Annotated in this window: 21 protein-coding genes and 1 tRNA gene; 13 read left to right on the top strand and 9 right to left on the bottom strand. The window is 71.8% G+C overall.

Annotated elements, in window-relative coordinates; genetic code table 11:
* Positions 1-9 precede the first annotated feature (9 nt).
* From ACYU8V_RS11045 to ACYU8V_RS11025, 5 genes are all read left to right on the top strand, one after another.
* Positions 10-1,146 carry a fatty acid desaturase family protein gene (locus ACYU8V_RS11045; RefSeq protein WP_460847343.1) on the top strand — a complete coding sequence of 379 codons (1,137 nt, stop codon included), beginning with the start codon at positions 10-12 and terminating at the stop codon, positions 1,144-1,146.
* Between the two features lie 24 nt (positions 1,147-1,170).
* Complete coding sequence (locus ACYU8V_RS11040; protein ID WP_460847342.1) at positions 1,171-1,395, top strand: hypothetical protein; 225 nt, start codon at positions 1,171-1,173, stop codon at positions 1,393-1,395.
* A gap of 70 nt (positions 1,396-1,465) precedes the next feature.
* Entirely contained in the window at positions 1,466-2,938 is a 1,473-nt protein-coding gene (locus ACYU8V_RS11035; protein ID WP_460847340.1) for an HD domain-containing phosphohydrolase, read from the top strand.
* A 53-nt stretch (positions 2,939-2,991) separates the two neighbouring features.
* Positions 2,992-3,372 carry a hypothetical protein gene (locus ACYU8V_RS11030; protein ID WP_460847339.1) on the top strand — a complete coding sequence of 127 codons (381 nt, stop codon included), beginning with the start codon at positions 2,992-2,994 and terminating at the stop codon, positions 3,370-3,372.
* Positions 3,369-3,752, top strand: coding sequence for a DsrE family protein (locus ACYU8V_RS11025; RefSeq protein WP_460847338.1), 384 nt, complete (start codon positions 3,369-3,371; stop codon positions 3,750-3,752). Before ACYU8V_RS11030 ends, ACYU8V_RS11025 begins: the two co-directional genes overlap by 4 nt.
* 9 nt (positions 3,753-3,761) lie before the next feature.
* Here ACYU8V_RS11025 and ptsP read toward each other — a convergent pair whose 3' ends face one another.
* Complete coding sequence (ptsP, locus tag ACYU8V_RS11020) at positions 3,762-5,444, bottom strand: phosphoenolpyruvate--protein phosphotransferase (protein WP_460847337.1); 1,683 nt, start codon at positions 5,442-5,444, stop codon at positions 3,762-3,764.
* Between the two features lie 89 nt (positions 5,445-5,533).
* Here ptsP and ACYU8V_RS11015 point away from each other — a divergent pair, with 89 nt between their 5' ends.
* The 4 genes from ACYU8V_RS11015 to ACYU8V_RS11000 are packed head-to-tail and all read left to right on the top strand — an operon-like array spanning position 5,534 to position 9,615.
* A complete protein-coding gene (locus ACYU8V_RS11015) occupies positions 5,534-6,301 on the top strand; it encodes a DeoR/GlpR family DNA-binding transcription regulator (protein WP_460847456.1) in 768 nt (255 codons plus the stop codon).
* Positions 6,298-7,296, top strand: a complete 999-nt coding sequence (locus ACYU8V_RS11010; protein ID WP_460847336.1) for a 1-phosphofructokinase family hexose kinase — start codon at positions 6,298-6,300, stop codon at positions 7,294-7,296. The genes ACYU8V_RS11015 and ACYU8V_RS11010 overlap by 4 nt, the downstream gene beginning before the upstream one ends.
* On the top strand, positions 7,284-9,329 hold the full coding sequence (locus ACYU8V_RS11005) for a PTS fructose transporter subunit IIABC (protein WP_460847334.1): 2,046 nt from the start codon (positions 7,284-7,286) through the stop codon (positions 9,327-9,329). Before ACYU8V_RS11010 ends, ACYU8V_RS11005 begins: the two co-directional genes overlap by 13 nt.
* Positions 9,330-9,354: 25 nt before the next feature.
* Complete coding sequence (locus ACYU8V_RS11000; protein ID WP_460847333.1) at positions 9,355-9,615, top strand: HPr family phosphocarrier protein; 261 nt, start codon at positions 9,355-9,357, stop codon at positions 9,613-9,615.
* 52 nt (positions 9,616-9,667) lie between these two features.
* On the opposite strand, the gene ACYU8V_RS10995 is transcribed toward ACYU8V_RS11000, so the two are convergent.
* The 4 genes from ACYU8V_RS10995 to ACYU8V_RS10980 all read right to left on the bottom strand — a co-directional run bounded on the left by ACYU8V_RS10995 (position 9,668) and on the right by ACYU8V_RS10980 (position 14,923).
* Entirely contained in the window at positions 9,668-10,273 is a 606-nt protein-coding gene (locus tag ACYU8V_RS10995; RefSeq protein ID WP_460847332.1) for an acetoacetate decarboxylase family protein, read from the bottom strand.
* A complete protein-coding gene (locus ACYU8V_RS10990) occupies positions 10,270-10,947 on the bottom strand; it encodes a hypothetical protein (protein WP_460847331.1) in 678 nt (225 codons plus the stop codon). Before ACYU8V_RS10990 ends, ACYU8V_RS10995 begins: the two co-directional genes overlap by 4 nt.
* Before the next feature lie 139 nt (positions 10,948-11,086).
* Positions 11,087-11,260 carry a DUF6104 family protein gene (locus tag ACYU8V_RS10985; RefSeq protein ID WP_460847330.1) on the bottom strand — a complete coding sequence of 58 codons (174 nt, stop codon included), beginning with the start codon at positions 11,258-11,260 and terminating at the stop codon, positions 11,087-11,089.
* Between the two features lie 3 nt (positions 11,261-11,263).
* On the bottom strand, positions 11,264-14,923 hold the full coding sequence (locus ACYU8V_RS10980; RefSeq protein ID WP_460847454.1) for a multifunctional oxoglutarate decarboxylase/oxoglutarate dehydrogenase thiamine pyrophosphate-binding subunit/dihydrolipoyllysine-residue succinyltransferase subunit: 3,660 nt from the start codon (positions 14,921-14,923) through the stop codon (positions 11,264-11,266).
* Between the two features lie 256 nt (positions 14,924-15,179).
* On the opposite strand from ACYU8V_RS10980, the gene ACYU8V_RS10975 reads away from it, so the two are divergent.
* Both ACYU8V_RS10975 and ACYU8V_RS10970 read left to right on the top strand, forming a co-directional pair.
* The gene (locus tag ACYU8V_RS10975) at positions 15,180-15,761 is read left to right on the top strand and encodes a hypothetical protein (RefSeq protein ID WP_460847328.1); all 582 of its coding nucleotides are present in this window, start codon (positions 15,180-15,182) and stop codon (positions 15,759-15,761) included.
* Positions 15,758-16,690: an LCP family protein gene (locus ACYU8V_RS10970; protein WP_460847327.1), complete on the top strand. Its 933-nt coding sequence runs from the start codon at positions 15,758-15,760 to the stop codon at positions 16,688-16,690. The genes ACYU8V_RS10975 and ACYU8V_RS10970 overlap by 4 nt, the downstream gene beginning before the upstream one ends.
* A gap of 21 nt (positions 16,691-16,711) precedes the next feature.
* Here the strand turns inward: ACYU8V_RS10970 and ACYU8V_RS10965 are convergent, their stop codons facing one another.
* The 3 genes from ACYU8V_RS10965 to ACYU8V_RS10955 all read right to left on the bottom strand — a co-directional run bounded on the left by ACYU8V_RS10965 (position 16,712) and on the right by ACYU8V_RS10955 (position 18,715).
* Positions 16,712-17,449, bottom strand: coding sequence for an exonuclease/endonuclease/phosphatase family protein (locus ACYU8V_RS10965; protein WP_460847325.1), 738 nt, complete (start codon positions 17,447-17,449; stop codon positions 16,712-16,714).
* Positions 17,450-17,474: 25 nt separating this feature from the next.
* Entirely contained in the window at positions 17,475-18,548 is a 1,074-nt protein-coding gene (nicT, locus tag ACYU8V_RS10960) for a Nickel transporter NicT (RefSeq protein ID WP_460847323.1), read from the bottom strand.
* 94 nt (positions 18,549-18,642) lie between these two features.
* Positions 18,643-18,715, bottom strand: a tRNA-Arg gene (locus tag ACYU8V_RS10955).
* An 85-nt stretch (positions 18,716-18,800) separates the two neighbouring features.
* On the opposite strand from ACYU8V_RS10955, the gene argS reads away from it, so the two are divergent.
* The gene (gene argS, locus ACYU8V_RS10950) at positions 18,801-20,486 is read left to right on the top strand and encodes an arginine--tRNA ligase (RefSeq protein WP_460847321.1); all 1,686 of its coding nucleotides are present in this window, start codon (positions 18,801-18,803) and stop codon (positions 20,484-20,486) included.
* Entirely contained in the window at positions 20,483-21,871 is a 1,389-nt protein-coding gene (gene lysA, locus ACYU8V_RS10945; protein WP_460847320.1) for a diaminopimelate decarboxylase, read from the top strand. The genes argS and lysA overlap by 4 nt, the downstream gene beginning before the upstream one ends.
* A gap of 6 nt (positions 21,872-21,877) precedes the next feature.
* Here the strand turns inward: lysA and soxR are convergent, their stop codons facing one another.
* Positions 21,878-22,339: a redox-sensitive transcriptional activator SoxR gene (gene soxR / locus ACYU8V_RS10940; RefSeq protein WP_460847319.1), complete on the bottom strand. Its 462-nt coding sequence runs from the start codon at positions 22,337-22,339 to the stop codon at positions 21,878-21,880.
* Between the last annotated feature and the right edge of the window lie 8 nt (positions 22,340-22,347).

Genomic DNA, 22,347 nt, shown 5'->3' with positions numbered 1-22,347 from the left:
GAGATTGTGATGACCACGACCACCACCCCCGCCACGACCGACGAGACCCTCTACCACGGCCTGACCATGGCCCAGCTGGACGCCTTCGGCGCCGAGCTGGACGCGATCCGGCAGCGCGTGATCAGCGACCTGGGCGAGGAGGACGCGGCGTACATCCGCAAGATCGTGAAGGCGCAGCGTCGCTTCGAGGTCGCCGGCCGTGCCCTGTTCTACCTGCCTGTCGTGGGCTGGCTGCCCGCCGTCGCCTGCCTGTCGATCTCCAAGATCATCGACAACATGGAGATCGGCCACAACGTGATGCACGGCCAGTACGACTGGATGGGCGACCCGCACCTGAACAGCCGGATGTTCGACTGGGACACCATGGCGCCGGCCGAGAACTGGAAGTACGGCCACAACTACATGCACCACACCTACACCAACATCGTGGGCAAGGACCGCGACGTGGGCTACGGGATCCTGCGCATGGACACCGACCAGGAGTGGCGCCCCTACTACCTGGGCAACCCGCTCTACGCCTTCCTGCTGATGACCTTCTTCGAGTGGGGCGTCGCGCTGCACGATCTCGAGGTCGACGAGCTGGTCGCGGGTCGGCGTACCTGGGCCGAGAACAAGGAGATCGGCGCGCGGATCCTGAAGAAGATGCGCAAGCAGGTGCTCAAGGACTACGTCCTCTACCCGCTGCTCACCGGCCCGCTGTTCCCGCTGACCCTGGCGGGCAACTTCACTGCCAACATCATCCGCAACCTGTGGACCTTCAACATCATCTTCTGCGGCCACTTCCCGGCCGGCGTGGAGACGTTCACGGTCGAGGAGACCGAGAACGAGACCCGCGGCCAGTGGTACCTGCGGCAGATGCTGGGCTCGGCGAACATCGACGGCGGCAAGCTGTTCCACATCATGAGCGGCAACCTGTCCTTCCAGATCGAGCACCACCTGTTCCCCGACCTCCCGGCGCGTCGCTACCCCGAGGTCAACGCCGAGGTCCGTGAGATCTGCGAGCGCTACGGCCTGCAGTACAACTCCGGCCGGCTGAGCAAGCAACTGTGGAGCGTCGCGAAGAAGATCTGCCGGCTGGCGCTCCCCGGTGGTGCGCCGGCGGCCGCCCCGGTCGACCGCGTGACCGACGACTCCTTGGCGGCGTAGCCGATCTCGCGGGAGGATGGCGTCATGAGCGACGGACGCGATCATCTGAGCAGTGCCGAGATCGGCAAGGACGCGGTCCAGGACGGCGTCGAGGCGGCCGCTCACGCGGTCGGCCAGGTCACCAACATCGTGGTCGGCGCCGTGACGGAGGTCGCCAGGACCGTCGGCGGCCTCGCCACCGAGCTGTTCGAGATCGGCGACGCGGCGCGCAAGGCGCGCGCCGACCAGGGCATGGAGAGTGACGACTAAGGGCTCGGCCCTGTCGGGGGTTCGGCTCGCCGAGCTCCTGGCCTCCCTGTCGCTGGCGACGGATCTGGGATTGGGTCTGCCGCAGGAGCACGTCCTGCGGCAGACCCTTCTCGCTGACCGGATCGCCGAGCTGTCCGGCTGGGACGACCTGCAGCGCTGCTCGGTCGTCCACGTCTCCCTGATGGCGTGGGTCGGCTGCGTGGCGGACTCCCACGAGCTGGCGCACTGGTACGACGACGACCTGGCCCTGCGCGCCGCCAGCTACGACCTCGACAAGGTCGGGCTGCCGATGATGCGCTTCATGGTCTCCCACCTCGCCGAGCGCGAGGGAGCCTTCGGCCGCGTCGGCGCGGTCGCCGGCTTCATGACCCGCGGTGCCCGCCAGGTCTCGGGCGGCTTCCTGGCCCACTGCCAGACGACCGGCGACATCGCGGAGCGGCTGGGCGTGGATCCGGCCGTACGCCGTGCGCTCGGCCAGGCCTTCGAGCGCTGGGACGGTCACGGCTACCCGGACCGGACCGCCGGCGAGGGGATCGAGCCGGTGATGCGGGTCGTGCACATCGCCGACGACCTGGAGGTCTTCCACCGGCGGCGCGGGTCCGAGGCCGCGCTGGAGATGCTGCGCGAGCGGCGCGGCACCGAGTTCGACCCGGCGCTGGTCGACCTGGTGCTCGCCCGGCCGGACGAGGTCCTCGCGGCCGTCGCGGTCGAGGACCCGTGGTCGGAGGTCCTGAGCCGGTGCACGCGCCTGGACCGGATCGTGCCGGACGCCGAGCTCGACTCGCTGCTCGGGATCGTGGCCGACTACGCCGACCTGAAGTCGCCGTGGTGGACGGGCCACTCCCGCGCCGTCGCGGAGCGGGCCGCGCTCGCCGCCGAGGCGCTCGGGCTCGACGCCGCCGCCGTGACGGCCGTGCGGCGTGCGGGCCTGCTGCACCGGCTCGGCGCCGTGGGCGTCTCCAGCGGCACGTGGGCCCGTCCCGGTGCCCTGAGCGCGGCCGAGGCCGAGCGCGTGCGCAGCGTGCCCTACCTGACCGGACGGGTGCTCGCCCGGCAGCCCGTGCTGGCTGAGATCGGCCGGCTCGCCGGCCAGGTCCGCGAGCGCCTCGACGGGTCCGGGTACCCCAACGGCCTGACCGCCCGTGAGCTCGGCACCGAGGCGCGCATCCTCGCGGCCGCGCAGCGCTACCAGGCGCTGGGGGAGGAGCGGCCGCACCGGCCCGCGGTCGAGGATCGCGCCGCGGCGCTCCGCGCCGACGTACGCGCCGGGCGGTTGGACGGCGACGCCGTCGCCGCGGTGCTGGCAGGTCCCGGGCGGGCCGTGCGCCGGCGTACCTCAGTGGCGGGGTTGACCGCCCGCGAGCTCGAGGTGCTGGGCCTGCTGGCCCGCGGCCGCTCCAACAAGCAGATCGCCGCCGAGCTGGGGATCAGTGCCCGGACCGTCGGCACCCACGTGGAGCACGTCTACGCGAAGGCGGGGGTCTCGACGCGCGGGGCCGTGACCATGTTCGCCATGAGCCACGGCCTGGTGGAGCCCTCCTGAAGATCCGGTGTTCGCCCGATGCGGGTGGGCGGCGTACGCCGGACGATCGGTCCATGGACACCCTCACCACCACCGCGGACCGCTTCCTCGAGGCCTTCTCCGCGCAGCGGTACGACGACCTCGCCGGCCTGATGACCCCCGATGCCCGCTTCCGGGCCCTGCTGCCGCCGCGCACCCTGGACGGCGGCCCGGAGCTCCTGGTCGGCTGCTACCGCCAGTGGTTCGGCACCGGCGCCACGGTCGTCTCCTCGGGGATCGAGCCGGCGGGCGAGAAGGCCTCGGTCACCTACAGCGTCGTCGTCGACGACGGCGAGCCGCGTCAGGCCGAGCAGCACCTCTACCTCTCGCTGGCCGGTGACCGGATCAGCGCCGTCGACCTGATCTGCTCCGGCTTCCACGCGGTGAGCCCGGTGAGCCCGGTGAGCGCGCCATGAGCGTGGACGTGGACGTCCGTGGGGCGAAGGCCGCCATCAGCCTGACGACCGGACTCGAGGACGCGGAGAGGGTGACCGTCGCGCTGCTCGTGGCCGTGGGCGCGGCGGAGTCGGGCCGGCCGACCGTCATGTTCCTGACCAAGGAGGCGGTCCGGATCGCGCTCGACGGCGTCGCGGTCGGTACGGCGTGCGAGGGGTGCCCGCCACTGCCGTCGCTGCTCGAGCGGTTCGCTGCCGCGGGCGGGAGGCTCCTGGTGTGCCCGATCTGCTTCGACGCGAAGGGACTCGACGCGGGCGACCTGCTCGCCAACGCCGAGCTCGGGGGAACGGTCCAGCTGTGGGGATGGATCGGCCCCGGGGCGACGACGTTCAGCTACTGACGCCGGCCGCTATCGGGCCGCCTCGAGCACCTCCCGCGCTGCCGCCCGGGCCTCCTGAGGGCTCGCGGCGGCCAGCGCGGCCTCGGCCATGGCGGCACACGTCGCGTCCGCGACGCCGCCGAGCTGGGCGCCCACGGCACGCACGGCGGTGACCGCCATCGACAGCGACGTCACGCCGAGGCCCACCAGGACGCAGGCCAGCAGCGGGTCGGCGGCGGCCTCGCCGCACACGCCGACCGGCTTCCCGGCGGCCCGCCCGGCGCTCGCCGTGGTGGCGACCAGGCGCAGGACCGCGGGCTGCCACGGATCGGTGAGCTCGGCCAGCGCGGTCGACATCCGGTCCGCGGCCATGGCGTACTGGGTCAGGTCGTTGGTGCCGATGGAGAGGAAGTCGACCTCGGCCAGGATCCGGTCGGCCAGCAGCGCGGCGCTCGGCACCTCGACCATCACGCCCGCGCGCAGGCCGCGCTCGCGGACGGCGCCCGCGAACGCACGGGCCTCCGCCACGGTCGCCACCATCGGCGCCATCACCCAGGTGTCGACGCCGGTGCGCGACGCGGCCAGGGCGATGCCGTCGAGCTGGTTCGCCAGCAGCTTCGGGTTGGATGCGGCCAGCCGCAGGCCCCGTACGCCGAGCGCCGGGTTGGCCTCGTCGGGCAGCGTGGCGTAGGCGATCGGCTTGTCGGAGCCGGCGTCGAGGGTGCGCACGACGACGTGCTGGTGCTCGTCGGCGAAGGCGGCCAGGACCTCGGCGTACAGGTCGGCCTGCTCGTCGACGGTGGGCTCGGTCTCGCGGTCCATGAAGCACAGCTCGGTGCGGAACAGCCCGACGCCGTCGACCGGGGCGGTGGCCGCCTGGACCGCCGTCGCGGGGTTCCCGACGTTGGCCATCAGCGCGACCGCGGTGCCGTCGGCGGTCCGACCGGGTCCGGTCCACGACTCCAGCGCCGTGCGGGCCGCACGGTCGGCGTCGGCGCGGCTGCCGGCGTCGGCCGGGTCGGGGTCGACCTCGACCACGCCGTGAGCGCCGTCGACGAGCAGGTGGGTGCCGGGGGCGCGCGCGACGATGCCGGCCGCGCCCACCACGCAGGGGATGCCGAGCTGGCGGGCGATGATCGCGGTGTGGCTGGTCGGGCCGCCCTCCTCGGTCACCAGCGCGAGCACGAGGGCGGGGTCCAGGCCGGCGGTGTCGGCGGGGGCGAGGTCGATCGCCACCAGCACCGACGGCCGATCGGGGGACGCGGGGCCCGGCTCCGGCTCGCCCACCAGCCGCGCCACGACCCGGTCGTGGATGTCGCGCAGGTCGGTGACCCGCTCGGCCATCAGGCCGCCGAGCTTGGTGAACGTCTCCACGAACGTCTCCGTGGCCGCGTCGACGGCGCCGATCAGGTCCTCCCCGGCGCGCAGGCCCTTGCGCACGGCGGTGCGCATGCCCCGGTCCGTGGCGAGGCCGGCGCTCGCGGTGAGCACCTCCGCGGCGGCGCCGCTGGCCCGGTCCGCCTTGGCGCGCAGGCCGTCGGCGACGGCGGCCGCCGCCTCGTCGTACGCGAGGAGCGCGGTGTCGGGATCGCTCCCGGCCGACGAGGCGCGGAAGCGCGCGATGGCGTCCGGTGAGACCTCGGTGGAGGCGACGAGCGCGGGTCCGTAGCCCACGCCGGGGACGACCGGAGTGCCTGGGAGGTGGGTGACCATGCTCACAACGTAACCCCCGGATCCCTTGACAAGCAACAGATTCGGGCATAAAACAACACAAACAAAGATTCGTGACGGAGGCCACACTGATGTACGCCGAGGAACGCCAGCAGGCGATGGTGCGAGCGGTCAGCGCCGTCGGCCGGCTGTCGGTCGCCGAGCTCGCCCAGCAGTACGACGTCACCACCGAGACCGTGCGCCGCGACCTGTCGGCGCTCGAGGGCGCCGGGCTGCTGCGCCGGGTGCACGGCGGCGCGGTGCCGGCCGGCACGCTCAACTCGATCGAGTCCGCGCTCAGCGAGCGCGACGCCGCGCAGGCCGCCGAGAAGGACCGGATCGCCCGCGCGGCCCTCGCGCAGCTGCCGGCCGCGGGCGCGTCCATCCTGATCGACGCCGGCACCACCACCGAGCGCCTCGCGGCGGTCCTGCCGCCCGGGCACCGGCTCACCGTGTTCACCCACTCGGTGCCGATCGCGGCGCGGCTGGTCGCCCACCCCTCCGTCGAGCTGCACCTGCTGCCGGGACGGGTGCGGCCGACCACCCATGCCGCCGTCGGGCCCGCCACCGTCGCCGCGATCGCCGACCTCCGCGTCGACGTCGCCTTCGTCGGCACCAACGGCGTGTCCGCCGCGCACGGTCTCTCGACGCCCGACCCCGAGGAGGCCGCGACGAAGCAGGCGCTGGTCGCCGCCGGGCAGCGGGTCGTCGTGCTCGCCGACTCGACCAAGATCGGGGCGGACAGCACGGTCCGGTTCGCGACGCTCGCGGACGTCGACGCGCTCGTGACCGACGACGCCCTCGCGCGCAACCAGCGCAAGCTGTTGATGGGTGCCGGCGTCGAGGTCGTGGTCGCATGATCCTCACCGTCACCCCGAACCCGAGCATCGACCGCACCGCGGTGCTCCCCGGCCGGCTCGAGCGCGGTGCGGTCCACCGCGCCGAGGCGGTCCTGTTCCAGCCCGGCGGCAAGGGCGTCAACATCTCGCGCGCCTGCGTCGCCGCCGGCGTACCGACCCTCGCGGTGTTCCCGGCCGCCGCCGACGACCCGTTCGTCGCCGAGCTCGGCGGGCTCGGCGTGGAGTGCCGCCCGGTCCGGCCGGCCGGCCCGCTGCGGATCAACCTGACCCTCACCGAGCCCGACGGCACCACCACGAAGGTCAACACCTCCGGAGCCACCGTCACCGCCGAGGACCTGCAGCGGCTGACCGACGCCACCCTCGCCGCCGTGGAGGAGCGCCGCCCGGGCTGGGTGGTGCTCGCCGGCTCGCTGCCGCCGGGCGCGCCCGCGGACTGGTACGCCGGTCTCACCGCCCGCCTGCGCGCCCTCGGCCCGCGGGTCGCGGTCGACACCAGCGACGCGCCCCTGGAGGCCACGGTCGCCGCCGCCGACGTACGCACCGGGCCGACGCTGCTCAAGCCGAACGCCGAGGAGCTCGCGGCCGTCACCGGCACCGACGAGGCGACCCTCGAGGGCGACCCGCTGGCCACCGCGCGCACAGCCCGCCTGCTGCTCGACCGTGGCGTCGAGGTCGTGCTGGCCACCCTCGGCGCGTCCGGCGCGGTGCTGGTCGACCGCACCGGTGCCTGGCACGCGAGCCCGCCGCCCATCAAGGTCGTCAGCACCGTCGGCGCCGGCGACGCCAGCCTGTTCGGCTACCTGACGGCCGATCTCTCCGGCGGTACGCCGGAGCAGCGGCTCGCCTCCGCCGTCGCGTACGGCGCCGCGGCGGCGGGCCTCGCCGGCACCACCCCACCCACCCACCACGACGTCCGGACCGAACTGGTCCGGGTCACCCGGCTCGACGTACCGGCCGACAACTCCGATGGAGGAAGCGCGACATGGAAGCACTGATGACCCCGGACCTGGTCCGGCTCGACGTCGATCTCGGGAGCACGAAGGAGGCGGTCATCGCCTCCCTGGCCGCCGTGGCGGTGGCCGCCGGGCGGGCGAGCGACGAGGCGCAGCTGGAGCGCGACCTGCTCGAGCGGGAGGCGAAGTCGGCCACCGGGATGAAGGGCGGCATCGCGATCCCGCACTGCCGCTCCGCGGCCGTCCGCGTCCCGACGCTCGTGTTCGCGCGGCTGGCGCCCGGCGTCGAGTTCGGGGCGAAGGACGGTGCGGCCGAGCTCGTCTTCTGCATCCTGGCGCCGGACGGCGGCGGTGACGCGCACCTGAAGATCCTGACCAAGCTGGCGCGGGCCCTGGTGCGCGCCGAGTTCACCGACGGGCTGCGGTCGGCCTCGACCCCGGCCGAGGTCGTGGCGCTGGTCGACGGTGTCGTGGGGGAGCAGCCCGCCGTTGCTGCCGCTCCGGCTCCGGCCGCGCCGGTGGCCGCCGAGAGGAAGCCCTCGCTGGTCGCCGTCACCGCGTGCCCGACCGGCATCGCGCACACCTACATGGCCGCCGAGGCGCTCGAGGCCGCTGCCGCGCGCGCCGGTGTCGAGATCGCGGTCGAGACCCAGGGCTCGGCCGGATCCACGCCGCTGTCGGCCGACACGATCGCCCGTGCCGGTGCCGTGATCTTCTCGGTCGACGTCGGGGTGCGCGACCGCGCCCGGTTCGCCGGCAAGCCGGTCGTCCAGAGCGGCGTCAAGCGCCCGATCGACGACGGCGACGCGATGATCGCCGAGGCGGTGCGCCTCGCCGGCGACCCGAACGCGCCGCGGGTCGAGGGCTCGGCCGACGCGGCCGCGGCCGCCGACACCGGCGGTGGCTCCTGGGGCTCGCAGGTACGCCGGGTCCTGATGACCGGTGTCTCCTACATGATCCCGTTCGTCGCGGCGGGTGGCCTGCTGATCGCCCTCGGCTTCCTGTTCGGCGGCTACGACAGCGCCTTCGTGTCCGGCGACATCCTGGTCAAGCACTCCCTGTCGAACCTGCCGTCGCCCTCGGCGTACGGCCTGCACCACGTGCTGTTCAACTCGCCGTTCATGCTCTACCTGGGTGTGCTGCTGTTCTTCATCGGCAAGACCGCTTTCGCGCTGTTCATCCCGGTGCTCGCCGGCTACATCGCCTACGCCATCGCCGACCGGCCCGGCCTCGCACCCGGCTTCGTGATGGGCGCGCTGGCCACCAACCTCGCGGGATTCACCGCGGACGACGGCACGGGAGCGGCCGCGACCGGCTTCCTCGGCGCCATCGTCGGCGGGGCGCTCGCGGGTGGCATTGCGCTGTGGATCTCCCGCTGGAAGGTGCCCACCTGGGCCCGCGGCCTGATGCCGGTGCTGGTCATCCCGCTGCTCACCAGCGTCATCGCCGGCCTGCTGATGCTGCTGCTCCTCGGCCGGCCCGTCGCCGCGCTGATGAACGGCCTCAACGACGGCCTGAACAGCATGAACGGCGGCTCCTCGGTCATCCTCGGCATCGTCCTGGGCCTGATGATGGCCTTCGACATGGGCGGTCCGCTGAACAAGGTCGCCTACGCCTTCGCCACCGCGGGCATCGGTACGGCGGCGGCCGCGGCCGGCGACGCCCCGCAGCTCAAGGTGATGGCTGCCGTCATGCTCGCGGGCATGGTGCCGCCGATCGCGCTCGCGCTGGCCACCGTCGTACGACCCAAGCTGTTCACGGCCGCCGAGCACGAGAACGGCAAGGCCGCGTGGCTGCTGGGCGCCTCGTTCATCACCGAGGGCGCCATCCCGTTCGCGGCGGCCGACCCGCTGCGCGTGATCCCCTCGATCATGCTCGGCAGCGCCGTCACCGGCGGCCTCGCCGAGGCGATGAACGTGACGCTGCGGGCTCCCCACGGCGGCATCTTCGTGCTGTTCGCGGTGGGCAACATCGGCGGCTTCCTGATCGCCCTCGTGGCCGGCGTCCTCGTCGCCGCGGCGTCCGTCATCCTGCTCAAGAGCACCTTCCGTGCCGGCGCCGTCGCCACGGCCTGACATCCCCCACGAAGAGGAGACACCCATGTTCACCAGGACCGTCGTCGTCGGCTCCGCCGTCGGCCTGCACGCCCGCCCCGCCGCGATCATCTCCGAGGCGGCCGCCGAGCTCGACTCCGAGGTGCTGCTCGCCGTGCCCGGTGACGAGCCCGTCGACGCCAGCTCCGCGCTGCTGATCATGACCCTCGGTGCCGGCAACGGCGCCCAGGTGGAGGTCTCCGGCGAGGACGAGGCGGACGTCGCCGCCATCGCGGCCCTCGTCGAGCAGGACCTCGACGCCGAGTAGCCGAGGCGTCACCTCTGCACCGCCGAGGCGTCACCTCTGCACCGCCGAGGCGTCACGCGAAGTGCAGCCGGAACCCTGACATCCGGAACGAGCCCAGCTGACGGGCCTCTCGCAGGAAGCCGAGGGGCCCGTCAGCGGCGAAGTGCCAGTGCGCGCGGCACGGCAGCGCCTTGGCGTTGCCCTTCATCACCACGTCGGCCACCTCGGGGTGCTCGGGGATCCCCGGCTGCTCCACCAGGCCGGTGAACGGCACCCGAGGGGCGGCGCGGGAGACGTCGGTGAAGGAGGCCTCCACGATCGGGCGCCGCTCCACCGACGCCGTCCACTCGGTGGAGGTCAGCGGGCCGCGGTGGGACGACATGAAGTCGAAGTCGCACAGGTCCTTGGGGATCGCCCACAGCTCGCGGCCGCCCGCCATCGACGCGGGGGAGTCGACCCAGATGTCGGTGATCGTCACCGCACGCTTGCCGGCGCGGTTCGTGCAGGTGCGCGCGAGCAGGAGCTCGCCGTAGGTCAGCGGGCTCGGCTCCTGGTAGTCGACCAGCGCGACGCCGTACGTCCCGGCGGGGTGTCGCTCGTCGACCGCGCGCCCGAGCCGGAAGACCGACAGCCACATCGAGCCGTGCATCTGCCACGGCGCGGGCGGGTACGCCGTCACTCGCCCTCCTCCAGGAACTGCTCGGCGGCCTGCTCGATCTCGGTGCGCAGCGCGTCGGGAAGGTCCTGGGTCATCTCGGCCGCGATCGTGCTCTCCTCCTTGGGTACGACGCCGCCCGCCGCGTGGTCCAGCGCCGTCCGTACGTCGATGACGCGGGCCGCCGCCACGTGCGGCTTCTCGATCTCGCGGGCGACGTACTTGGCCACGAACCGCTTGAGCTCGACGTCGACCCCGGCCGCGCGGCGGATCAGCGACGCGCGCAGCCCCTGCGGCACGAGGTCGACCACGATCTCGCGCGAGCTCGGGGGAGTGACGTCGATGGCGATCGACAGGTCGCTGCGACCGTGCGCGGTGATCACCAGCGGCACCTCGATGTGCGCGTCGAAGCGGTGCAGGTCCATGCCCAGGTCGATGGCGAACTCGATCCGCACCGGCAGCGTCACCTCGAAGCGCACCGGCATCCCGCCGACCCGTCGGCCCGTCGCGGTGCCGATCGCGCCCTTCGCGGTCACCTTGGCGATCCGGCCCGGCCCGACCCCGAGCGGCCCCACGTCGATGGGACGCCCGGCCAGGACGTTGACGCCGTCCAGGACCCGGTCGAGGGTGACGGCGTACTCGAAGAAGCGCTCGCCCCACTCGGCGTACGTGACCTGTGCGGGTGCCTGCTCGCTCACCCGACCGACCCTAGTGGTCCTCAGTCCTCGGGGTCATGCAGCACTCCGTGCTGCTGACTCGTCGTTCGGCGCAAGCGCAGAAGCGCACCGCTGAATTCTCGTCAGCGGATCGTTTTCGAGCGCGCTCCTGCGCTTGGCCTCACTCCTCATCATCCAACCGCGCCAGCCAGGTCGCGAACCGCTCGATCGGGTTCTCGAACTCGGGGTGGGTGTCGACGAACTCGATCAGCCGCTCGGCGAGCCAGGCCAGGGTGACCTCCTCGTCACCCCGGCGCTGCTCGAGCTCCTCGATGCCTCGATCCGTGAAGTACATGGATCAGCTGAAGGCGCGGGCGATCAGGTCCTGCTGCTCGGCCATGTGCCGCTTGACCGTGCCGACCGCGGTGGTCGACGACGCGGCACGGGTGACCGGCTGCACCGCACGCCCGAGGTCCGGGACGATGTTCAGGTAGAACGTCGGCCACGGGCCCTGGTTGTACGGCTCGTCCTGGACCCACTTGACCTTGGCGTTGGGGTACTTCGCCAGCTCGGCCCGGATGGCCTCGGTCGGCCACGGGTAGAGCTGCTCGACCCGCAGGATCGCGACGTCGTCGCGCTCGCTCTTCTTCCGCTCCACCATGAGGTCCCAGGTGAGCCGGCCGGAGACCAGCAGCACCGTGGTGACCTTGGCCGCGTCGACGCTGTCGTCGGCGATGACCGGCTGGAAGGTGCCCGAGGTGAAGTCGGACGGCTGCGAGGCCGCCTCCTTGCGCTTGAGCATCGACTTGGGCGTGAAGACCACCAGCGGCTTGTGGTCGCCGCCGAGGGCGTGCCGCCGCAGCAGGTGGAAGTACGACGCCGGGCTGCTGGGCTGGGCCACCACCATGGCCTCGTCCGCGCACAGCGTGAGGAACCGCTCGATGCGCGCCGAGGAGTGGTCGGCGCCCTGGCCCTCGTAGCCGTGCGGGAGCAGCATGACCACGCCGGAGTCCTGGCCCCACTTGGTCTTGCCCGCGGAGATGTACTCGTCGATGACCGACTGGGCTCCGTTGACGAAGTCGCCGAACTGGGCCTCCCAGAGGACCAGCGCCTCGGGGCGGGCCACGGAGTAGCCGTACTCGAAGCCGAGCGCGGCGTACTCGCTGAGCAGCGAGTCGTAGACGAAGAACTTCGCCTGGTCTTCGGTGAGGTTGGCCAGCGGCGTCCACTCGTCGGCGTTGACCCGGTCGATGATGGTCGCGAACCGCTGCACGAACGTGCCGCGGCGGCTGTCCTGGCCGGCGAGGCGGACCGGGCGGCCCTCCATCAGCAGCGAGCCGAAGGCCAGGATCTCGCCGGTGCCCCAGTCGATCGGGCCGTCGGCGATGGCCGCGGAGCGACGCTGCAGCTGCGGCATCACCTTGGGGTGCACGGTGAAGCCCTCGGGCGGGGTGACGTAGGCGTCGGCGATCCGCTTGAGGACCTCCGGCGTGACCGCGGTCGTGGCCTCGTAGACCTGCTTCTCCGGGTAGTCCGGGACGGTCGTCCAGGCGTCCGGCTTCGCGTCCGCCTCCCGTACGTCGGTGAAGACCTTCTCCAGCTGAGCCTGGTAGTCGCGCAGGACCTGCTCGGCCTCCTCGATCGTGATGTCGCCACGACCGATCAGGGACTCGGTGTAGAGCTTGCGCACCGAGCGCTTCTGCTCGATCAGGTCGTACATCAACGGCTGGGTGTAGCTCGGGTCGTCGCCCTCGTTGTGACCGCGGCGGCGGTAGCAGACCAGGTCGATGACGACGTCCTTGTGGAACGCCTGGCGGTACTCGAACGCCAGCCGGGCCACGCGGATGCAGGCCTCCGGGTCGTCGCCGTTGACGTGGAAGATCGGCGCCTGGACCATCCGAGCCACGTCGGTCGCGTAGAGCGAGGAGCGCGACGCGGCGGGGGAGGTGGTGAACCCGACCTGGTTGTTGATGACCAGGTGGATCGTGCCGCCGGTGCGGTAGCCGCGCAGCTGGGACAGGTTCAGCGTCTCGGCGACCACGCCCTGGCCGGCGAACGCGGCGTCACCGTGCAGCAGCATCGGCAGCACCGGGAAGTCCTCGGCCTGGTTGAGGACGTCCTGCTTGGCGCGGGCGATGCCCTCGAGCACCGGGTCCACGGTCTCCAGGTGGGAGGGGTTCGCGGCCACGGAGACGGCGATGGTCTCGCCGCTGCCGGCCACGAACGTGCCGTCGGCGCCGAGGTGGTACTTGACGTCGCCCGAGCCCTGGACCGTGCGCGGGTCGATGTTGCCCTCGAACTCGCGGAAGATCTGGTTGTAGGACTTGCCGACGATGTTGGCGAGCATGTTGAGCCGGCCGCGGTGGGCCATGCCGATCGCGACCTCGGCCAGGCCGGCCTGGGCGGCCGCCTCGCAGATCTCGTCGACGACGGGGACCGTGGTCTCGCCGCCCTCGAGCGAGAACCGCTTCTGCCCGACGAACTTGGTCTGCAGGAAGGTCTCGAAGGCCTCGGCCTGGTTCAGCTTGAGCAGGATCCGCAGCTGCTCCTCGCGGGGCATCTTGGTGTGCGGCTGCTCGACGCGCTCCTGGATCCAGCGGCGCTGGTCGGGATCCATGATGTGCATGTACTCGATGCCGGTGGTGCGGCAGTAGGAGTCGCGCAGGATGCCGAGGATGTCGCGCAGCTTCATGAACCGCCGGCCCGAGCCGCCGAAGGAGCCGGTCGGGAACTCGCGGTCGAGGTCCCACAGGGTCAGGCCGTGCGACTCGATGCGCAGGTCCGGGTGGCTGCGCTGCTTGTACTCCAGCGGGTCGGTGTCGGCCATCAGGTGACCGCGGACCCGGTAGGCGTGGATCAACTCGAGGATCCGCGCCTGCTTGTCGATCTCGTCGTCGTGCGACGTGGCGATGTCGTTGTTCCAGCGGATCGGCTCGTACGGGATCCGCAGCGACCGGAAGATGTCGTCGTAGAAGTTGTCCGCGCCCAGCAGGTACTGGTGCACCTGGCGCAGGAACTCACCGGACTGCGCGCCCTGGATGACGCGGTGGTCGTACGTCGACGTCATCGTCATGATCCGCGAGATGGCGTTGCGCGCGATGGTGTCGTCGGAGGCGCCCTGGAACTCCGGCGGGTACTCCATCGAGCCGACGCCGATGATGGCCGCCTGGCCCTGCATCAGCCGCGGCACGGAGTTGTTGGTGCCGATGCCGCCGACGTTGGTGAGGCTGACGGTCGTGCCGGAGTAGTCCTCCATGGTCAGCTTGTTGTTCTTGGCCTTGCGCACGATCTCCTCGTACGCCGTCCAGAACTGCGCGAAGTCCATCGACTCGCACGCCTTGATCGACGGGGCGACCAGCTGGCGGGTGCCGTCGGGCTTCTGCTGGTCGATCGCCAGGCCCAGGTTGACGTGCGGCGGGGTCACCATCGACGGCTTGCCGTCGACCTCGGCGTAGGTGTTGTTCATCTCCGGCATCGAGCCGATGGCCCGCACGATCGCGTAGCCGATGAGGTGGGTGAAGGAGACCTTGCCGCCGCGCGCCCGCTTGAGGTGGCTGTTGATGACGATCCGGTTGTCCCACAGCAGCTTGACCGGGATGTTGCGCACCGAGGTCGCGGTCGGCACGGACAGCGAGATGTCCATGTTCTTCGCGGTCGCGGCGGGGATGCCGCGCAGGACGGTGACGGTGGCCTCGTCGTTGACGGGCACCGGCGCCGGCTTGGGCGCGTCCTTCGGCGTCGGCTTGGACTCGGCGGTGGGCTTGGTCGGCATCGTCTTGGCCGCCGGGCTCACCTCGGCGCGCGAGCTGGCCTTGGGGATCGGGATGCTGCCGGTGGGCGGGGCGGGCTGCGCGGCTTGCGTGGCCGAGGCGGCAGGCGCGGCTGAGGCGGCAGGTGCCGGCGTACCGTTCCCGCTGCCCTTGAAGTACGCCGCCCAGGCCGGGTCGACGCTGGAGGGGTCGGCGTCGAAGCGCGACTTCATCTCCTCCACGAGCCACTCGTTGGCGCCGAAATCGATCCCCGACGGCGCTCCCGAGCCGTTGGAGCTGGTGGACTGCTGGTCTTTCGACTGCGTCACGACGTGCTTCGCCTCTTCCGCTTTCACAAGCCACCGGAGTGCTTGGGATCCGGCGTACCCCCGGAGCCGACCCCGGACCGGTCGGCGCCCATGGGCAAGGCTAGACCCATCGGCAACCAAATGCGGCGAGTGGTCACGACTGTCGGGCAGGCTGTAGGTCCACGCCCGTTCAGGCGCCCGATCTGGAGGTTGTCCGATGCTCGGAACGCACCGGCTCACGCGGCTCGTCGCCGTGGTGATCGTGCTCGCAGCGGCCCTGTCGGCGGCGGGTTGCTCCCATCTCGACAGCTCCTCGACGGCCCCCAGCCCCACGCCCGCAGCGCAGGGCGTCCCGCTGGTCGTCCGGCTGAGCACCATCACCGGCAAGCTGCCGGTGGCCGGGCGCGGCCGGCTCCGCAGCGACGTCGGCGGGGTGATCGACCGGTGGTGGCGGGCGGCGTACCTCTCGACGGGCGGTGCCGACCCGTTCGCCGGCTCGTTCACCGCCGGTGCCGCGAAGCTCGCCAAGCGTGACGCCGACCTGCTGAGCAACGCGGGCATGGGCGGCGTCACCGCGGTGGAGGCGAAGCGGCGCGAGGCCGACCTCGACATCCTCGCCGTCAAGGGAGCCGCCCGGGGTATCACCGCGGTGCTGCACCTGACCTACGACACCACCGGCGGCGCGTCGCAGCGCTGCGTCGTCGGCGGCACGGTGAGCCTCACCCGGTCCCAGCCCGGCTGGCGCATCTTCGGGTACGACGTCACCCACACCTGCCACCCCAGGAAGGCCGGCTCATGAGCACCCGCACCGCCACCGTCGTACGTCGCTCGCTCCGCACCGCGCTGCTGGCGCTGATCCTGGCCGTCGCCGCCCTCGTCGTCCCGAACGGAGCCGTCAACCCGACGTACTCCGCCCTGGTGAGGATGCAGACCGCCGAGGGGACCGACCTGGGCAAGCTCGCGCACGGCAAGGACGTCATCGTCATCCTGGCCGTCGGTTCCGACGCGCGCCCGGGCGAGAACATGCTGCACACCCGCGGCGACGCGCTGCACCTGATCGTGATGAACACCAAGACCCACGCGGCCGCCGACATCGGGGTCGCGCGCGACTCGTGGGTCGACATCCCCGGGGTCGGGATGAGCCGGATCAACGCGGCGCTCTACTACGGCGGCCCGCAGCTGCTCGGCCGCACCGTCGGCAACCTGATCGGCCTGCAGCCCGACTACGTGTTCGTGACGCGCTTCCACTACTTCCAACACATGATCCGCGCCATCGGCGGCATCACGGTGAACAACCCCTACGCCTTCAACGACCCCGAGATCTGGCCGCAGGGCTTCAAGAAGGGCCGGATCCACCTCAACCAGCTCACGGCCCTCAAGTTCTCGCGGATCCGGCACACCCTGCCGCGCGGCGACTTCGACCGCGACCTCAACCAGGACCGCGTCATCCGGGGCATCCAGGCCAAGGTGCACCGGATGCGCGCCCGCCCGGGCTTCCTCGCCCGCGGCATCCTGTCGGTGATGAAGAACCTCGCGACCGACCTCGGCCCGACCGAGCTGTTCACGCTCGCGCACGCCGTCGCGGACGTCGACCCGGCCAAGGTCACCAACTGCGTGGTCCTCGGCCACGGGATGGTGATCGGGGGTGCCGACGTCGTGGCTCCGGACGTCGCCATGGCGCGGCGCTTCGGCGACGACGCCCGCAACGACGCCACGCTGCACTGCTGATGGCGCGAGCGCGGACGACGGTCAGCGCTCGACCAGCACAGCCAGGTGGTCGCTCGGGGTGGTGATCGTGCGGACCGAGGTCGCCGGACCCGGCCCGTGCACGTCGTCCAGGGTGTTGCCGCCGCAGGTGGGCTCCGGGGAGCGGCCCTCCCACGCGGAGGTCAGGCCGCGGAAGGTCTGCAGGGTGTGGTTGGAGTCGCCGACGGCGTACACCCGGTGGCCGGCGGCGCTCAGGCCCGCGGTGATCTCCTCGACCCGGCGCACCTCGTGCGCGTGCCGGCGGACCAGCCGCGGGCGGTCCGGGCGCGGGTCGGGGCCGCTGAACGCGCCGGAGACGAGGTGGTAGCTGAGGATCGCCACGGTGTCGCCCGCCTCGCGGTCGCGGAAGATGCCGACGGTGGCCTCGCGGGGCGGCTCCAGGCCCAGCAGCCGGTCGTCGCGGTCGGTCGGGCCCGGCAGGCTCAACCAGGGCTGGTGGGCGTGCAGCAGCTCGAAGCGGTCCGCGCGCGCCCCGACCGCGTTGCCGCCGCCGAGCCCGGTGATCCAGTGGTAGCGGTCCCCGCCGGGCACCGCGAGCGGCAGCCCCGGCGTGATCCGGACCGAGCCGGTGGGACGCAGGAGCGGCAGGCGGACGACGTACCACTCCTGCAGGCCGACCAGGTCGGGCTCCGGAGCGAGGACGTCGGCGAGGACCGCGGCGGCCTGGTCGCGCGGGAGCTTGTACAGGGTGTTGGCGGTGACGATCCGAGTCGTGGTCACCGCGCCATTGTCGCGGCGCCGCGGATCAGTCGGCGAGGTTGGCCGACCAGCGGTCCTCGATCTGGCCGAAGTGCCAGATCGCGAGGGCGATCAGCCACGAGCCCACGAACAGCGCCACGACGGCGTAGCCGGCGTAGTCGATCGGGATGTGCGCGATGGCGGCCATCGGACCGGTCGTGATCGACAGCCGGTCGGCGAGGACGCCCACCAGCTCGATGGTGCCGATGACGAGGGCCACCAGGACCGAGATCGCGGTGATGATCAGGTTGTAGAAGATCTTGCGGACCGGCTGGGTGTTGGCCCAGCCGTACGCCGCGTTCATCAGCACCCCGTCCGCGGTGTCGGCCAGGAGCATCCCGGCCGCGAACAGGATCGGCAGCACCAGGATCGACCAGAACGGCAGCTGGACGGCGGCCGCGCCGCCCGCGAGGACGAGCAGGCCGACCTCGGTGGCCGTGTCGAAGCCGAGGCCGAAGAGCACGCCGACGGGGTAGATGTGCCACGGCTTGGTGACCGCGCGCGTCAGCGGCGCCAGCAGCCGGTTCATCAGGCCGCGGTGGTGCAGGTGGTGCTCGAGCTGCGCCTCGTCGTACTCACCCGAGCGCAGGCGCCGCGCCACCTTGAGGATGCCCAGCAGCGCGGCGAGGTTCAGCAGCCCGAGGAGCCACAGGAACGTCCCCGACACGCTCGGCCCGATGACGCCGGTGATCGCGTGCAGGGTGGAGCCGTCGTCCTCGAGCGGGCCCACGAGCGACTTCACGCCGGCTGCGAGCGCGAGTGCGAGCAGGAACACGATCGTGGCGTGGCCCAGGGCGAACCAGAAGCCCACCGACAGCGGCTGGCGCTCGCCGCCCTCGCCGACCAGCTTGCGGGTCGTGTTGTCCACCGCCGCGATGTGGTCGGCGTCGAGCGCGTGCCGCAGGCCGAAGGTGTAGGCCAGGACGCCGACGCCCGTGCTCAGCAGGTGGTTCGGGGCGACGTACGCGAGCAGCAGGCCGAACCCGGCGAGGTGCAGGGCGACGATCACGGTCCCCATGGCCCACAGGCTCCGCCGGTCCGCGGCGCCGAGGGTGGCGCGGAACGAGGCGAGTCGGGGCACATGCCCACTCTAGGTTGTTGCAAGTCGTTTGCAACAAGGGGGCTCCGGTACGCCGAAGGCCCGGACTCTGATGAGTCCGGGCCTTCGTGCTGCGCGCCTTCGGCAGGATTCGAACCTGCGACACCTGGTACCGGAAACCAGTGCTCTATCCCCTGAGCTACGAAGGCATCCGCATGCGATGCCGCGTGGTCACGAACAGTACCGGGGGATATCGACGCGAGGGAAACCGAGGTCGCTCGATACGCTTCGGGCGTGACTCCTGACCAGCTCTCCGCCGCCATCGTCGATGTCCTGACCGGGCTGGTGGGCCGAGGCGAGGTCGCGCTGCCCGACGGGGTGCCGGCCGAGGTCACCATCGAGCTGCCCCGGCAGAAGGGCCACGGCGACTACGCCACCAATGTCGCGCTGCAGCTGGCGAAGAAGGCCGGCACCAACCCGCGCGCGCTCGGCGAGCTGATCGCCTCGGCGCTGCGCGAGGCCGAGGGGATCGCCGAGGTCGAGGTCGCCGGTCCGGGCTTCCTCAACGTGACCGTGGAGGCCGGCGCCCAGGGCCAGGTCGCCGCCGAGGTGGTGGCCGCCGGATCGGCGTACGGGCACAACGACGCGCTGGCCGGGCAGCGGATCAACGTCGAGTTCATCTCCGCGAACCCGACCGGCCCGCTGCACCTGGGGCACACCCGCTGGGCGGTCCTCGGCGACGCCATCGGCCGCGTGCTCAGCGCCGCCGGCGCCGACGTCACCCGCGAGTTCTACATCAACGACCGCGGCGTGCAGATGACCAACTTCGCGCGCTCGATCATCGCCAGCGCACTGGGGGAGCCCAAGCCCGAGGACGGGTACGCCGGCGGGTACATCGACGACCTCGCCAAGGCCGTCGAGGCGGCCCGGCCGGGCATCTTCACGCTCGCGGAGCCCGAGCGGACCGCCGCCGTGCGCGAGGTCGGCTACGCGATCCAGCTCAAGGAGCAGCAGGACCAGCTCGAGCGCTTCCACACCCACTTCGACGTCTGGTTCTCCGAGCTCTCGCTGCACGAGGAGGGCCAGGAGACCGGCGGCGTCCCGAACACCCTCGCGCGGCTCAAGGACCTCGGGCACGTCTACGAGGAGGGTGGCGCGCTGTGGATGCGCACCACCGACTTCGGCGACGACAAGGACCGCGTCCTCATCAAGAGCGACGGCGAGCTGACCTACTTCGCCAGCGACACGGCGTACTACCTCAACAAGCGCGCCCGCGGCTTCGAGCACTGCATCTACCTGCTCGGCGCCGACCACCACGGCTACGTGGGCCGGCTCAAGGCCATGGCCGCGTGCGTCGGCGACGACCCCGCGCAGACCCTCGACGTCCTGATCGGCCAGCTGGTCAAGATCATCAAGGACGGCGACGAGCTGAAGATGTCGAAGCGCAAGGGCACCTTCATCACCCTGGAGGAGCTCGCCGACGAGATCGGCGTCGACGCCCTGCGCTACTCGCTGGTGCGCTACCCGGCCGACTCGCCGCTCGCCCTGGACGTCGCCGAGATCACCAAGGCGTCCAACGACAACCCCGTCTACTACGTGCAGTACGCCCATGCGCGCACCTGCCGGATGCTCGCCAACGCCGCCGACCTCGGCATGGAGCTGCCGACCGGTGACGCCTTCGACCCGAGCCTGCTCGACCACGAGCGGGACGGGGAGCTGCTGCGTGCGCTGGCGGAGTACCCCCGGGTCGTCACGAGCGCGGCCGAGCTGCGCGAGCCGCATCGGATCGCCCGCTACCTCGAGGACACCGCCTCGGTCTTCAACAAGTGGTACGACACCAGGGAATGCCGGATGCTGCCGCAGGGCGACGAGCCTGCCGGTCCCGCCAACCTGGCGCGGATGCTGCTCGCCAAGGCCACCCAGACGGTCCTGGCCAACGGCCTCGACCTGCTCGGCGTCACGGCACCGGAGCGCATGTGAGCGGCAGGGTCCCGCCGGGCGACTTCGCCGGTACGTCGCCGCACTGGCTGCGCGAGCCCGCTGACGTCAACGCGCTCGTGCCCGGCCTGTGGCCGAGCAGCGCGCGCAAGGACGAGGCCGGGGTGGTGCACATCGGCGGCATCGCGATCCCGGACCTCGTGGCGAACGTCAACACGCCGGCGTACGTCATGGACGAGGAGGACTTCCGCGAGCGGGCGCGCGCCTTCAAGGTGGCGTTCGAGGGCGCCGACGTCTACTACGCCGGCAAGTCGTTCCTCTGCACGACGGTCGCGCGGTGGATCGCCGAGGAGGGCCTGTTCCTCGACGTGTGCTCCGACGGCGAGCTGACCGTGGCGCTGCGCGGGGGAGTCGAGCCCGAGCGGATCGGCTACCACGGCAACAACAAGTCGCCGATGGAGCTGCGGCGGGCGATCACCCTCGGCGTCGGCCGGATCATCCTCGACTCCTTCCACGAGATCGAGCGGGTCGCCGCGATCGCGGCCGAGACCGGTACGCCGGCGCGCGTCATGATCCGCGTGACGGCCGGCGTGGAGGCGCACACCCACGAGTTCATCGCGACCGCGCACGAGGACCAGAAGTTCGGCTTCTCCATCTCCAGCGGCGACGCCTTCGAGGCCGCGCGTCGGGTGGTCGAGTCCCCGGGCGTCGAGCTGCTCGGCCTGCACTCACACATCGGCAGCCAGATCTTCGACACCTCCGGCTTCGAGGTCGCGGCCAAGCGGGTCCTCGCCCTGCACGCGCGGATCGCCGCCGAGCTCGGCCTGGTCCTGCCGGAGATGGACCTCGGTGGCGGCTTCGGCATCGCCTACACGACCCAGGACGACCCCAAGCCGGCCGCCGAGCTCGCGGCGAACATGCGCGAGATCGTCATCCAGGAGTGCCGCGGCCTCGGCGTCGAGGTGCCCCGGCTCTCGATCGAGCCGGGTCGCGCGATCGTCGGCCCGTCGATGTGCACGGTCTACACCGTCGGGACCGTCAAGGAGGTCGCCCTCGACGGCGGCGCCACCCGCACCTACATCAGCGTCGACGGCGGCATGAGCGACAACATCCGTCCGGCGCTGTACGACGCCGACTACTCCTGCACCCTCGCCTCCCGCACCTCCGACGCTCCCGCGGTCCTGTCGCGGGTCGTCGGCAAGCACTGCGAGTCGGGCGACATCGTGGTCAAGGACGAGTTCCTGCCCGGTGACATCCGCCCCGGCGACCTGCTGGCCGTTCCCGGCACCGGCGCCTACGGGCGCTCGATGGCCTCGAACTACAACCACGCCCTCCGTCCGCCGGTGGTCGCGGTCAAGGACGGTCAGGTGCAGGTGATCGTGCGGCGCGAGACGGTCGACGACCTGCTCGCCACCGACATCGGCTGACGTTCCTCAGGTCGTCCGGTCCAGCCGGACCGGCCCCGGGCCCTCGTCGGCCAGCTCGTCCGCTCGGTTGAACAGCGTGCACGCCTTGAGCGACAGGCAGCCGCAGCCGATGCAGCCGTCCAGCTCGTCGCGGAGCTGCAGCAGCCGGGTGATGCGCTGGTCGAGGTCGGTGCGCCAGGTCCGGGAGAGCCGCGACCAGTCGGCCTTCGTCGGCGTCCTCGCCTCCGGCAGCGTCGCGAGTGCCGAGCGGATGTCGGCCAGGCTGATCCCGACCTGCTGCGACACCTGGATGAACGCCAGCCGGCGCAGCACGTCGCGGTGGTAGCGGCGCTGGTTGCCGGCGTTCCGCACGCTCTCGATCAGCCCCTCGCGCTCGTAGAAGTGCAGCGCGGACACGGCCACCCCGGAGCGCCGGCTCACCTCGCCGGGTGGCAGGTCGTGGTGGCGCATGCGGCTGTGCTCGGACATTTGACCTC

It is taken from the genome of Nocardioides ultimimeridianus, assembly GCF_054777895.1.
Note: the sequence above shows the minus strand (reverse complement) of the source record. Positions and strands in the feature narration are given on the sequence as shown.